At 59.5% G+C, this 13,072-nt stretch carries 11 protein-coding genes and 1 pseudogene; 9 read left to right on the forward strand and 3 right to left on the reverse strand.

The genetic code is table 11. The annotated features are described in order from the left end of the window. The first annotated feature begins 7 nt into the window (after positions 1-7). From DB708_RS27955 to DB708_RS11160, 6 genes and pseudogenes are all read left to right on the forward strand, one after another. A complete protein-coding gene (locus DB708_RS27955; protein ID WP_261859426.1) occupies positions 8-544 on the forward strand; it encodes an aminotransferase class I/II-fold pyridoxal phosphate-dependent enzyme in 537 nt (178 codons plus the stop codon). A gap of 26 nt (positions 545-570) precedes the next feature. Then, the gene (locus tag DB708_RS27960) at positions 571-1,005 is read left to right on the forward strand and encodes an aminotransferase class I/II-fold pyridoxal phosphate-dependent enzyme (protein ID WP_261859427.1); all 435 of its coding nucleotides are present in this window, start codon (positions 571-573) and stop codon (positions 1,003-1,005) included. A gap of 11 nt (positions 1,006-1,016) precedes the next feature. Continuing rightward, positions 1,017-2,732: a fatty acyl-AMP ligase gene (locus tag DB708_RS11145; RefSeq protein WP_108921982.1), complete on the forward strand. Its 1,716-nt coding sequence runs from the start codon at positions 1,017-1,019 to the stop codon at positions 2,730-2,732. A 90-nt stretch (positions 2,733-2,822) separates the two neighbouring features. After that, positions 2,823-3,239: an MmpS family transport accessory protein gene (locus DB708_RS11150; RefSeq protein WP_108921983.1), complete on the forward strand. Its 417-nt coding sequence runs from the start codon at positions 2,823-2,825 to the stop codon at positions 3,237-3,239. 2 nt (positions 3,240-3,241) lie between these two features. Continuing rightward, a pseudogene (locus tag DB708_RS11155) lies at positions 3,242-6,015 on the forward strand (MMPL/RND family transporter); the annotation flags it as partial. Positions 6,016-6,304: 289 nt separating this feature from the next. Next, positions 6,305-6,673: a hypothetical protein gene (locus DB708_RS11160; RefSeq protein ID WP_108921984.1), complete on the forward strand. Its 369-nt coding sequence runs from the start codon at positions 6,305-6,307 to the stop codon at positions 6,671-6,673. A 65-nt stretch (positions 6,674-6,738) separates the two neighbouring features. Here the strand turns inward: DB708_RS11160 and DB708_RS11165 are convergent, their stop codons facing one another. From DB708_RS11165 to DB708_RS11175, 3 genes are read right to left on the reverse strand one after another with little or no spacing between them, the layout of a single operon-like run. Next, a complete protein-coding gene (locus DB708_RS11165; protein ID WP_165839800.1) occupies positions 6,739-7,317 on the reverse strand; it encodes a NifU family protein in 579 nt (192 codons plus the stop codon). Positions 7,318-7,376: 59 nt separating this feature from the next. Continuing rightward, complete coding sequence (locus DB708_RS11170; protein ID WP_165839801.1) at positions 7,377-8,426, reverse strand: amidohydrolase family protein; 1,050 nt, start codon at positions 8,424-8,426, stop codon at positions 7,377-7,379. After that, the gene (locus DB708_RS11175) at positions 8,413-9,375 is read right to left on the reverse strand and encodes an NAD(P)-dependent oxidoreductase (protein ID WP_108921987.1); all 963 of its coding nucleotides are present in this window, start codon (positions 9,373-9,375) and stop codon (positions 8,413-8,415) included. The genes DB708_RS11170 and DB708_RS11175 overlap by 14 nt, the downstream gene beginning before the upstream one ends. A 699-nt stretch (positions 9,376-10,074) precedes the next feature. On the opposite strand from DB708_RS11175, the gene DB708_RS11180 reads away from it, so the two are divergent. From DB708_RS11180 to DB708_RS11190, 3 genes are all read left to right on the forward strand, one after another. Then, a complete protein-coding gene (locus tag DB708_RS11180; protein WP_165839802.1) occupies positions 10,075-10,632 on the forward strand; it encodes a PPE domain-containing protein in 558 nt (185 codons plus the stop codon). A 44-nt stretch (positions 10,633-10,676) separates the two neighbouring features. Continuing rightward, positions 10,677-11,780, forward strand: coding sequence for a LuxE/PaaK family acyltransferase (locus DB708_RS11185; RefSeq protein ID WP_108922257.1), 1,104 nt, complete (start codon positions 10,677-10,679; stop codon positions 11,778-11,780). Between the two features lie 85 nt (positions 11,781-11,865). After that, positions 11,866-13,038, forward strand: coding sequence for a cysteine desulfurase family protein (locus tag DB708_RS11190; RefSeq protein WP_338103931.1), 1,173 nt, complete (start codon positions 11,866-11,868; stop codon positions 13,036-13,038). Positions 13,039-13,072 lie beyond the last annotated feature (34 nt).

Below are 13,072 nucleotides of genomic sequence, written 5' to 3' on the forward strand. Positions count from 1 at the left end.
CCTGGGCTTGTCGGGCGACCTGCGGGTTACCCGCCGTGCCCAGGAGTCCATCGCCCGTTACGGCACCTCGGTTTCCGCGAGCCGACTGCTGTCGGGCGAAAAGCCGGTGCACCGGGAGCTGGAAGGTGCGATTGCCGCTTTGCTCCATGTCGAGGATGCCGTGACCTTGGTGGGCGGCCATGCGACCAACGTGACGGCCATTGGTCACCTACTCGGCGAGCAGGACATCGTGCTGCCCGATGCGCTGGCCCACGACAGCATCATGCAAGGCTGCCAGCTCTCCGGCGCGAGCCGGCGGCCGTTTCGGCACAACGACCCCGCGCACCTACGCGAATTGCTGACCAACGCTCGCGGCTGCTACCGCCGAGCCCTGGTGGTAATCGAAGGCATCTACAGCATGGACGGCGACATCGCCGATCTACCGGCATTTATCGAGGTCGCCAAAGAACATGACGCAATGTTGATGGTTGATGAAGCGCATTTTCAATGTGGACCGGTCGCAGGTCGACATCTGGATGGGGACTCTCTCGAAATCCTTGTCTAGTTGCGGCGGCTACCTGGCCGGCTCAAGTGAAACTCATCGAATACTTCAAGTACAGCTTGCCGGGCTTCATCTACAGCTGCGGTCTGCCGCCGGCCTCGGCCGCTGCCGCACTCTCGGCGATCGAAATTCTAGGGGCCGAGCCAGAGCGGATCCGTGCTCTGCACGCTAACGGCGATTACATGCGGTCACTGTTTTCCACCCATGGATTGGAGTTCGAAAAGAGCAAGGACACACCGATCATTCGATTCGTCGTGGGAGATTCGATGCTGTGCTTGTCGCTGGCGTCGCGGCTGCGCGACGCGGGAATAAATGTGGACCCAATCATGTACCCGGCGGTCCCGAATGACCAAGCGCGCCTTCGCTTTTTTGTAACCGCGAAGCACAAGCACGAGCAGATTGACAGGACGGTGGACATACTCGCCCGTGAATACCGGAATCTGGCCGATCGCGCAATCCTCTGAAAGGAAAAGACATGTCTGGTTCTTCTGCTCCGGTATCGCTTGTGGAAGCTCTACAACGCAATGCCGAACGCTACTGGCGCGGATTCACGTTCGTCAGCGGCGATCGATGTGACACCGACACATTTGTCTCCTTCAGCCAGCTGAAAGAGTCGGTCGCACGCGCGGCTGCCGCGCTGCGCGCCCGAGGAGTTCGCCAGGGCGATCTCGTGGCTCTGATCGTGCCGGATGCTCAAGAATTCGTGACCAGCTTTCTCGCCGCCGTGTGGGCTGGCGCGGTCCCGGTCCCGCTGTACCCGCCGGTGGGCTTGGGCAGTCAACAGGCCTACCTGGACTACATCTGCGGCCTGATGGATGCGGCGAGCGTCGATGGTCTCATCATCCCGCAATGGCTCGACGATGCCCTGGGTCTCGGTGAGAGATTCCAGGAACAGCACAAGCCGGTGGCTCACGCTGACGCGTTGGATGCCGGCGAAGATCTACTGGAACCGGTGGTGCGTGGATCCGACCAACCGGTGTTCCTGCAGTTCACCAGCGGCAGTACCGGCAAGCCCAAAGCCGTGGTCGTCAAGGATAAATCGTTGTGGACCAACGCCGAAGCCTTTGTTTCAGCGCTGGTCTGCACTGATCGCGACCATGCTGTCAGCTGGCTGCCGCTGTATCACGACATGGGTCTGATCGGTGAAGTGCTTGCCCCGCTGCTCTTTTCGGTGGAGGTCACATTCCTGCCGACACTTTCCTTCCTGCGGGACCCCGGTGTTTGGCTCGACGTCATTTCCCGCAAACGGGCGACGCTTTCGTTCGCGCCGAATTTCGCGTACGCCTTGGTAGCAAAAAGGGCAAAGCCACGGGGGCGAGCTTGGGACTTGTCTAGCATGCGTGCGTTCGGCTGCGGCGCTGAGCCGATCAACGCCGAGACATTGGATCTGTTCATCGATACATTCGCCCCATATGTTTTACGACTCGAATCAATCATGCCGGCGTACGGAATGGCCGAGGCGACGCTGGCAGTCACGTTCGACCGCCTTGATCGTCGATTCACAGCGCTGAAGGTCGGAGCGGACGCTTACCACGCCGACGGCGAGATCAAGTCACCGGTCGGCGACGAAAAGACACTATCGTTTATCAACTGCGGCAAGGTGTTCGAGGGACACTCGATACGGATCGCCGACGATCGAGGAAGCGACCTGCCCCCAGGTCGCGTCGGTGACGTGGAATTTCGCGGACCCTCGTTGGCGGCCGGCTACTACCGCGACGAAGCTGCCACCCGTGCAACGTTTCGGGACGATCGCTGGCTGGTCACCGGTGACCGCGGCTTCATCGTTGACGGCAACCTATATGTCACGGGCCGCAAAAAAGACATCCTCATCGTCAACGGCCGCAACTACGACCCGCACCACGTTGAATGGGCCGCGGCCGACGTGCCTGGGATCCGCAAAGGAAACGTCGTCGCCTTCTCGGTCCCCAGTGATGTCACTGAAAAGGTCGTGGTGGTCGCCGAAGGTGTTGCCCTCGGCGACAATCATCACCAACAGGTGCGGCGCGCCGTCTATAGCCAGACCCGACTCGCAATCGATGAGCTGGTGCTGCTAGAGCCCGGTCAGCTACCTAAGACCTCCTCGGGCAAGGTGCAACGATCGCGGACACGAGACCTGTACCTAACCGATGCACTCGAGGATGTCACCGTCGCCACCCGCACGCACGCTCATACCGGTACAGCCAGCGGTTGATATGCGCGCTATACCTCAACGGCATCAAACACTTTCGCGTTGAGACCCGATCCGACGATACGAAAGGAGGCTAAGAAGATTCTTGCCGCAATGAAATCCGCCTGGCTGCCATTGGCTGCCGTAGCGGTGATCGCGCTATCTGGAATCGCCGTCTTCCGGCTCCATGGAATCTTTGGCTCACACAACATCAACACTGTCATCGACACCAAGGATGATTCGCGAAATACCGTCCCCAAATATGTGGTGTATGAGGTCTTCGGGCCGCCGGCGACACACGGTGAGGTCAACTACCTCGACGAGCACGCCCAACCGCAGCGCGGGGAGTTCAACGAACTGCCGTGGAGATTCACCATCACCACAACACTGCCGTCGGTATTCGCTAACGTTGTCGCACAAGGAGATAGCGACAGCATCGGCTGCCGAATCATTGTCGATGGCGTTGTCCGCGAAGAACAAACCGCTCACAATCGCGATGCCCAAAACTTCTGTCTGGTGAAAGCAGCTTAACAATGCATAGTCCGTCTTCGAGGCCCACGCGTTGCGCACACTTCGTCCGCCGTTACCCGATACTGATCATCTTGGCCTGGTTCGCGCTGACTGCGGCACTCAACGTCTTCGTCCCGCAACTAGAAGCGGTCGGCAAGGACAACTCGGTGTCGTTGGCATCCGCGGCATCACAGTCCTATAAGGCGCTCAAACGCCAGGGCTCCCTGTTCCACCAGTTCAACTCCGACAGCATCGCGATGCCGCCCATGTCGAACATGTCCAAGACTTCTGGGGCGATCGCATCACCGCAGGCGGCGCGCAAAGCTCCGACATGAAATCGGCCTACCTGCAACTGAATCTGGTGGGCGATCAAGGCACCACCATAGGGAAGAACTCCGTGCAGGAGGTCCGCGACATCGTCGACCACGACCCGCCGCCCGCCGGCCTGAAGGTCTATGTAACCGGACAGGCGGCCCTGACGGCCGACATGAACAACGCCGGTGATCAAAGCCTGACCAAGATGACCGTGATCACCATGGCGGTCATCACCTTGGTCGTGCTACTGATTTACCGCTCCATCAGCACCGTGTTGCTCATCCTGTTGGTCGTCGTCATCGAACTCGGTGCATCCCGTGGTGTGGTCGCTCTATTGGGCCATTACCACCTGTTCGGCCTCTCGGTATTTGCCGTGAGTCTGATCACCTCGCTGGCGATCGCCGCGGGCACCGACTACGTGATCTTCTTCCTTGGCCGTTATCAAGAGGCGCGGGCAGGCGGGCAAGATCGTATGGCCGCCTACTACACCACCTATCGCAGCGTCTCGCACGTCGTCCTGGGATCCGGTTTGACGGTCGCGGGTGCGACCCTGTGTTTGAGCTTCACTAGATTGCCTTATCTTCAAACACTCGGCGTCCCTTGCTTTATCGGAATGCTCGTCGTAGTAGCGGGCGCGCTCACGATAACTCCCGCAATGTTGTTGGTAGCCACGCGATTCGGCCTGATGGAGGCCAAACGGCCGCTCTCGACAAGAAGCTGGCGCCGAATCGGCACAGCCACAGTGCGCTGGCCTGTGCCGATTCTCGCGGCGACATGCGTGGTCGCGTTGGTCGGCTTAGCGGTCCTTCCGTCCTACTCCGTAAGCTACAACGAGCGCTATTACGTTCCTGACCGGCTCGCGGCAATTCAGGGTCTCGAAGCCTCCGAAAAGCACTTCTCCCGGGCAAGGATGAATCCTGACATATTTTTGATCCACGCAGACCACGATCTGCGGACGCCGGCCAACATGCTGGTTCTCGATAAGATTGCTCGAAACATATTTCAGCTCAAAGGAATTGACAAAGTACAGACGATTACTCGGCCGCTGGGCTCACCAATCGAACACAGTTCAGTGCCCTTCCAGGTCAGTATGCAATCGATTCCGATCAACGAGAACCTGCAGTACTTGAAAGATCGTATGAAGGATCTGCACAAGATGATCGGCGACACCAGCGAGATGATCGCGATCATGGGGCGAATACGGAAGAGCATGGCCAAACTTACCCAGACCAACCATGTCGCGCTGCGAGATACCCGGGTCATGCAATCGAATACCACGGACATGCGTGACGAATTCGCCGACTTCGATGATACGTTCCGCCCGATACGTAGCTACTTCTACTGGGAGAAGCACTGCTTCGATATTCCGTTGTGTTGGGGCATACGGTCGCTGTTCGATTCGGTCGACAAAGTCGACCAGCTGAACGACAACATGACGGTGATGAACGACCACTTCGCCCAGATCGACGCGTACCTATCCAAGATCAATGACCAGATGCCGCCGTTGATCTCGGTGGCCAAGACGATCAGGGACACGATGTCGACCATGTACAGCAGCTACAGCAGCATGGTCGACCAGATGGGTCGTATGGCCGACACCGCCAGCGTGATGGGAATGGTGTTCGACGAAGCCAAGAATGCCGACCTCTTCTATCTGCCCCCCGAGGCGTTCAGCAATGAAGACTTCAAGAAGGGGATGAAACAGTTCCTGTCGCCCGATGGCAAAACGGCACAAATAATCATCACTCACAAGGGGGATCCGGCCAGCAACGCGGCTCTAGCGACGACGACCGCTGAACTCGAAACAGCACAGAACGCGATCAAGGGTACGCCGCTGGCCGGCGCCTCTGTGTATCTCGGAGGCACCGCAGCGTCGTATCACGACATCGGCGAAGCGGTGAAATACGATCTCATGATCGCTGTGATTGCGTCGTTGAGCCTCATCTTGATCATCATGCTGGTCATCACACGCTCGGTTGTCGCTGCAAGCGTGATCGTCGGCACCATCGCAATTTCGCTGGGCTCGTCATTCGGCCTATCAGTTCTGCTCTGGCAGCACATCATTGGCCTTCCGTTGCACTGGATGGTGATGCCGTTCACGGTCATCGCATTGTTGGCGGTGGGATCTGATTACAACCTGCTGCTGGTGTCGCGGATAAAGGAAGAACTTCAGGGCGGGCTGAACACCGCGATCATCCGTGGGGTCGGTGCCTCCGGCAAGGTAGTCACCGCTGCGGGCCTGGTGTTTGCCCTCGCGATGGGTTCGATGATCGCGAGCGACTTAAAGGCCGTCGGGCAGGTGGGTACTGCGATCTTCCTCGGCCTGCTGTTCGATACCTTCGTGGTTCGGGCTCTGATGACTCCGTCGATCGCGGCATGGTTGGGCCGTTGGTTCTGGTGGCCGATGAAGATGGGTAAGCAGGCCGCTGCGCCGGCCGAGCCGGTACCGGTACCGGTACCGCCTGCGCCTGCGCCTGCGCCCGCATGGCAGCTCGTGTCGACGATGCCGATTCCTATCGTGGAGGCGCCTCGCGAACCAGAGCCGACTCTGGTGGGCAAGGCACTCACGAAACTTCGCGCGCTGGGCAATCGCGTTCGGCATATCGCGGTTTTCCGACCGAGGCAAAAGGACTCGGCAACCGTGGGAGTGAGGGATGGAGCCAACGATCCGTTCCACATGCGGAATAGAACGTGATTGGCCGCTCAACGGTGCCCGCGCAAACGTTGGCCGGGCTGGGCCCTAGTCAGATGCGATCAGTGGAGGCTTTCCCATGCGAGTAGAGTTCGGCAAACCCCTCAAGAAGCTGTCGCTGACCTATGAGGTGTCCCACTGCAAGGACTTCCTTCCAACCCCGGACCTTTACCTGTACGACAACGGTACGTACTGGATTCGATCGGCCGGCGTGGACTTCTATGGCGTGTTCGTCGTGACCGAAGGCTCGTTAGCCGACCCGCGATTCGAGATCAAGTTCATCGCATTTCCGTCCCCATACAGTGGCGGACAAACCGTGTATCACCATCTGCATTTTGACGCGACCACCGGCAGATTCACTCAGGACGCCGCGAACGCGCGTGACCCCGAAATTCCCCCACAGGGTGGGGTATTTCGTATCAATGACAATACGGCGATCATCCGCTGATTCGACTATAAGACCCTCGGTCGCGGGCGGTGAGATATTAAGCGTAACAACTTCTTTGGTACGCGTCAGCCGCGACGGATTTGTCCCGCCGAGGTTGCCGTTGTACCGAGCGCAACGGCCGAGTAGTCGTCGGCGCGGACAAACGTGCCGAGTTGGTATGCGACTACGCCGAGTGAGTCCGCCAGGGCGGATTTGGTCAGCCGCGGCACGGCGGAAGCCGCCGCTGATCCTGAGGCAACAGTGGATTTAATTCGTTGCAGGGCAAGCGCGATGGCTGCGATCGCCATGCTTCCAGGTGCTGACACAAATGACATCATGCTTTCTCCTTTGGGTTCACTATCAGGCTCAGTTGGTGACCGATCATTGGCATAGGACCTGAGATCGAGCGGGTGATCGCGATAGGCGGCCTCAACGCGTGCGATCGCCGTCCTCGACAACCGGACGTCGTCCATCACTACGTCGGTAACCCCCGGGATCTCCATCAGGCGTTGGCGAATAGAGACCGCGTAGGTGACCATTTTCAGTGGGCACGCGCGGCAAGCTGCATGGAAGCAGAGGCGAACAACTCCCTGATCGGACACCGACAGCACTTCGAGGTCCCCACCGTGGATGTGCAGCAGTGGCCGAATCTGGGAATCGACCACTGCGGCAACACTCGACCGCGTCAGTGGGCCGGCGGTGTGATGGTCGGGAGTCTGCGTTGTCATGTCGCATCGCCGCCCGCCACGCCATGGCGCGTGGAGTCGATGATAACTTGGGGATCCACGCCGAAGAGCCGCGCCTGATTGAGTCCGAGAATGTTTCGTTTGTCGTTGTCGCTGATGGCCGGATAACCATGCCTGTCTTGCAACTCTTCGTCGATGTCCATGTTCCAAAACCACTCGATGGCCGGTCGTGGTGGCCCGGTTAGCGGGGCCTCTGATCCCCACAGCACACGATCGGAGCCCACATCGCGCAGCAGCCGACCGATATAGGTCTTGAAATCCCACGGTGCGACGAATGGCAGATGCATCGTCCCGGACAAGACGAGCACGATATTGGCATGGCGCGCAGCCATGTACACGCACTCCTCGAAGTACGGCAATGCGAGGTGATGTATCGCAAAGACCAAATCCGGGAAGTCCAGGGCAGCGCGTTCGATGTCGAGGGGGCGCAGTGATTCCAGCGGTGCTCGCGTGATCGGAAAGCCCTTATGGAATTGCAGTACCTTGATGCCCAGCGCTTGTGCCTTCTCGTACATGGGGTAGGCCACTTCGCGGTCGTCGCAACGCCATGAGTTGTCGAGGTGACCGTTGTAGAACTTGAACGATCGAGCGCCCAGCTCGACAACTTGGTGGGTCATGGCGTCACCCACGCTGCGATTCCCGACCAAATACAACGGATCCACACCACCGCAAAACAGAACTTTTTCGGGGTACGCTTTCGCGAACTCGTATTGGGCTCGCACTGGGGCGAATCCGTCTTTGTACACGTCGTAGAGAACTACGGCCTGAGCCATCGCCATGTCGGTGATTCCGTCGGCGAACACCACCTGAGCCATGTCGTCCACCGACCATCGGCGATCGTATCCGTGTCCGACCCCGGAGTTGCTCGGTGTCTTGCTACGCGAGCTGTCGTTCTCGCGACGCATGCGCGAGCCAATTGTGAGGTGTCCCTGGCGGTCTATGGCCGAGCTGGCGCGAATCAGGTTGTCGTCGGACAGGTCGTACATGTGCACGACGTTGTCGAAAACGAAGACATCATTGTTGAGCATGCGCAATCCCCTCCCGGCTTGGCTGGGCATCGCTGACGTACGTTGGGCGCGCGTCTCGCCTGGACAGCCCGGCGTAAACGGCGTGTATTGCACTGCTGTCAAGACCGCCAAATCCCGTGGCCTTTGCGGTCCGATAGAGGTCAGCAGCCGTATTTAGAAGGGGTTCAGGAGAATTAGCTGAATAGGCGAGTTCGCTGATGATGTCGGCATCTTTGACGAACGTGGCGACAGTCGCGGTCATGGGCTTGTACGTACCCGATGCCATCATCGGCCCGCGCAGTTCCAGCTGGCGCGAGCCCGCACCCGTCCCGGTCAACATGTCGACTGCCATTTCTGGATCGATACCGAGTCGTTGAGCCAGGTTGATCGCCTCGGCTGTCGCGGCGTTATGCACGGTGACAAGATGATTGGCAACTACCTTCATATTGGCGCCCGCCCCCAGTTCGCCCACATACTCGACTCGTTTGCTGAATGCGTCGAGCACACACTTGACCGCTTCAACTGCGGGTTTGGGCCCAGAGGCACACACAACAACGTCACGTCCATAGGCTTGAGCGCTGGTGCCGATGACCGGGCAGTCGAGCAACGTGATGCCGACTGTGCGCAAAGTGGCTGCGGCTTGGGTCTTGGCCTCAGCAGGAAGTGTGCTCAGATCAACCAGGTAACGCGTCTGCCCGTCGCGGCAATGCGTCAGCTGCGCGCACACCGCGTTGAGCGACTCGACGCTCGGCAACACCGTAATAGCAAGGCGGGCCGCATTGGCTGCCTCGGCGACAGTGCCCGCGATCGGAATACCGACAGCATCGGCCATCGCCGTTCTGCAGGGGTCGATGTCCACACCACCGACAAGCTGATGTTGGGAGCCGAGGATGTGAAGGGCGATCGGGATGCCGAGCGGCCCGAGGCCGATGACCGTTGTGGAAAGGCGTTGCGACTCTGCGATTGTCATGATGCCTTCTGATTGTGTGCAGCGACTGGACGGGCGGCTGCGGCGATTCCGGCGCCAGTCCGGCGCATCGCCCGAGTGCGCGGCGCCACGGCGCGCACCAGCTCAGCCGGACGCATCGTGGCCAGACCTCGGCACATCCCAAGCAGCTGGCAGGCGCGGAAAATAGGTAAATCCATGGTTACCCGGGTCATCGATGCGTCCCGCGCGCCGTATCGATCGCGATTGCCGGCGGCGCGCTCGACGGGCAGGACAACCGAACAACCTTCACGGGTGCACCGACCAATCAGATTTATGTATATAATCAAACCCAACGTATATGATCGGAACAGGGGGGCAAGCCTGGAGCTAGATTCCGATCAACGGCCTGGTTTTGCCAATAGAAGGTGCAGCCGACCCGACGTCTGCCGGCCGCGGCATAGCTACTCGGCAAGATCTGCAACATCGGTGTTGCCCAGCGGCGTAGCGTGCTGCGCTTGCCGTCTAATCGGTTGACCTGAAGAACTATTCCGTGGCCCTTGTGGCCATCGCCATTTCTTGCAGCAGCTATGGGCAGGTTCGACTTGCAATGATGTGCGGCTGGCCCGTGTTGGTATGCCGCCGGTCGAAGATGAAGCCGAAGACAGCGTTGTCGAGCGTCGCTAGAAATAGCTTGACTGATTAGGAGAAACGATGGCTGATTGCGTTTCGCCGTCGCCGGACATGAACTCCGCCGGCATGTTTGCTGTTCCGGCGACAGAACCGCTGTTTATGGCCGCGGCGGCCTGGGAAGATCTCGCCGCTGAGCTCGGGACCTCGGCTTCGTCGTTTGAAGCGGTAATCTCGCTGGCGCTGGGGAGTGGATCGTGGTCTGATCCAGAGTCGACGTCCATTTCCACGGCGCTGCGTGCGGCAGCGGAGTCGTGTCTGGACTTGTTGAAACTGGCCGCGTCCCAGGCTTTGCCGTCCGCGCAAGATGCACGCCTCACAGCATCGGTGTTTGAAGCTACGCAGACCGGCGCTCTACTTCCAGCTGCCATGGCCGCGAACCGACAGATGCTGGCATCACTGGTGGAAACGAACTTCTTCGGTCAAAATGCTGCGGCGATCTCCTGCATCGAAGGGGTGTACGCCGAGATGTGGGCGCGGGATTTGCAGATGAGGAGCAACGACTCCAGTAACCAGTCGACAACTTCGAAACTGAAGCCGGCACGCGCGTTGGCGGCCGATTCCGATTCGCCACCACGAGTTGACCCGTTGGGCCGCAGAGATGAGTTCTGATGTGGTATCCGGGAACGCGATTGGTCCCGTCCTAGGAGATGTCGGTGGATCTGAACACGATGCTGGGCATGCCGGGCGAGGCGCTGCGGACAACTCGCACAGAATGGAGACAATCACTCACCAATGCGGTTCAAGCGGCATTCGCATTTCACTACGAAAGAAACGACTTGTATCGGGCCCAATGCGACGCCGTTCGGGTATGCCCGCATGACATCATCGGCTACAACGACTTGCACCGGATCCCTCTTCTGCCTGCAGTGGTTTTCAAACAGGGTGCCGGACAGCAAATCTTGACCGCCAAGGCGGCAGATATCGAAATTGAAGTTCGTTCGGCAGGATCCAGTGGTGTTCCTTCAGTCTCGCGGCGTGACGCGATGACCTTTACCCGCGCCTCGGTGGGAACACTGGGCTGTTTTCGTGACTTCTTCGAATTATCCAACGGCACCGGGCTTTTTCTGTACTCATCGAAATCAGACGACGCCGGATTTCGCATGCCCAAAGTGTTCGATCTGCTCACCTGCACGCTAGACGACTACAGCTATGCTACGCACAACCGCCCCTTTGACATTGGCGAGGCGCTGACGCAGTTGCGCAGCTGGGAAGGGGCGAAAGCCCGGCATATTATCGGGACACCGCTCGCCATTACTCGGCTCATAAAGGTATTGGAACTGGAGTCGATTCGAATGAATCTCGGCTCACGGTCACTAATTATCATGTTTGGCGGACGGCATCAATACACTCGGTATCTCGGCACCCGCGACGAGTTCGACGCCGAGGCCCAGCGAATCCTCGGAGTCGGGCGCTGTGGAATCCGTGACGTGTATAGCATGACCGAATCAACGATGGTTGCCATCGAATGTGAGTACCAGCGCAAGCATGTTCCCCATTGGTGCTACGCCTCGATTCGCGACAGTTCCAATCCCGCAGTCGAACTCGACCCCGCGCGTACCGGGATGATCGCCATCCTCGACGCCTTGAATACCGCTTATCCCGGCTTCCTGCTTTCGGACGACATCGGTGAGGTAGACGAAAGCGATTGCCCGTGCGGTCGTACCGGACAAACACTGACCGTGCGACGACCTTATCGGGCGGCTGAACGCGGGCACAGCAATGCTGGCACTGCAGCGATAGCGAACGGATGGGCGTAGCGATGCTTCGATCAACCGTTGGATACCGGTGCTTGGCGTCAAGATGACAATTTCATCTCCACTCGCTGGTGTCGCCCGGGGGTCGATTCCAGCCATTGATCATGCTGATGGGGTGTATCTCGACTACGCGGCGACGGCACCCCTACACCCGCCCGCGGCTCACGCCGCGGGCGTCGGTGCATCCCTGGCCGGGTATCCAGCGAGCCGTCACGGCGTTGGTCGCACTGCCGCGGCGGCGTTAGAACACGCTCGGCAATCTATCGCCCAGCTACTCGGGGTAGCTGTTAGCGAGGTGGTACTGACTTCCGGTGGCACCGAAGCCAACGCGATGGCCCTGTGGGGGACTTTCGCGGCGCATCGATTCTCGGGCCATCTCGTAACGACCGCTATTGAGCATCCATCTGTCCTCGAAAATGCTTACGCTCTAGCAGAATTCGGTATTGATATAACAGTCGTCAACCCTACCCGGTCCGGGCACGTCGAGGCATCGGCCATCGCGGCGGCGCTGCGTCCCGATACGGTCCTCGTCTCGGTCATGCATGCGAACAATCACACGGGGGCGATTCAGCCGGTTGCCGAGATCGCGGCCTTGGCGGCGTTCAATCAGGTTGCCTTCCACTGTGATGCAGTACAAACTGCGGGAAAGCTCGACCTGGTGGCTCTCGCTGCAGGTGCCCCACTGATCTCCGTGGCCGCGCACAAGTTCGGAGGTCCACGTGGTATCGGTGCGCTTGCGGTCGGTCCTGGGCATCGAATATTGCCATTGATACGAGGCGGCCCACAGGAAGATCGACGGCGAGCGGGTACCGAGAATCTCTCGGGAGCAATGGGAATGGCCGCGGCCGCCGAAGTGTGTCTGGCGCGCACATCGCCGACGGCCCGTGCCGCTGTTCGCGCGCGCCGTGAACAGCTAGTTGCGGGTCTGCTCCGCCTGGGCGGCGTTCACCTCAACGCCTCCGAGCCGATGCTCGAAGAGATAGTCAGCGTGCGATTCGACTGGGTGTGCGGCGAGGCTCTCGCCGAAGAGCTTGACATGCGGCACATTTACGTCTCGACAGCGTCGGTCGGCGACGCCGAGGCGGGATCGCAGGTGCTTACGGCGATGGGCCTCAGTCAGCAGGATGCCCGATCGACCATCCGCTACTCGTTGGGCCCCGAGATCTCTGACGATGACATCGATCGTGTTGTGTCGGTAACAGCACAAGCTGTGGAGCGACTGCGCGGCGTCGCAGGCATCCGGTCTGCGCTGCTGCTGTGAGTCGCGGTGCGGCCGCTCTTTGACATCGTCGAAA

Source organism: Mycobacterium montefiorense (assembly GCF_003112775.1).
Classification (GTDB): domain Bacteria; phylum Actinomycetota; class Actinomycetes; order Mycobacteriales; family Mycobacteriaceae; genus Mycobacterium; species Mycobacterium montefiorense.

Coding starts and splice junctions, on each gene's coding strand:
- DB708_RS11150 (WP_108921983.1), top strand. CDS start 2,823: ATGAAATCCGCCTGGCTGCCATTGGCTGCCGTAGCGGTGATCGCGCTA.
- DB708_RS11180 (WP_165839802.1), top strand. CDS start 10,075: ATGAACTCCGCCGGCATGTTTGCTGTTCCGGCGACAGAACCGCTGTTT.
- DB708_RS11175 (WP_108921987.1), bottom strand. CDS start 9,375: ATGACAATCGCAGAGTCGCAACGCCTTTCCACAACGGTCATCGGCCTC.
- DB708_RS11145 (WP_108921982.1), top strand. CDS start 1,017: ATGTCTGGTTCTTCTGCTCCGGTATCGCTTGTGGAAGCTCTACAACGC.
- DB708_RS11170 (WP_165839801.1), bottom strand. CDS start 8,426: ATGCTCAACAATGATGTCTTCGTTTTCGACAACGTCGTGCACATGTAC.
- DB708_RS11160 (WP_108921984.1), top strand. CDS start 6,305: ATGCGAGTAGAGTTCGGCAAACCCCTCAAGAAGCTGTCGCTGACCTAT.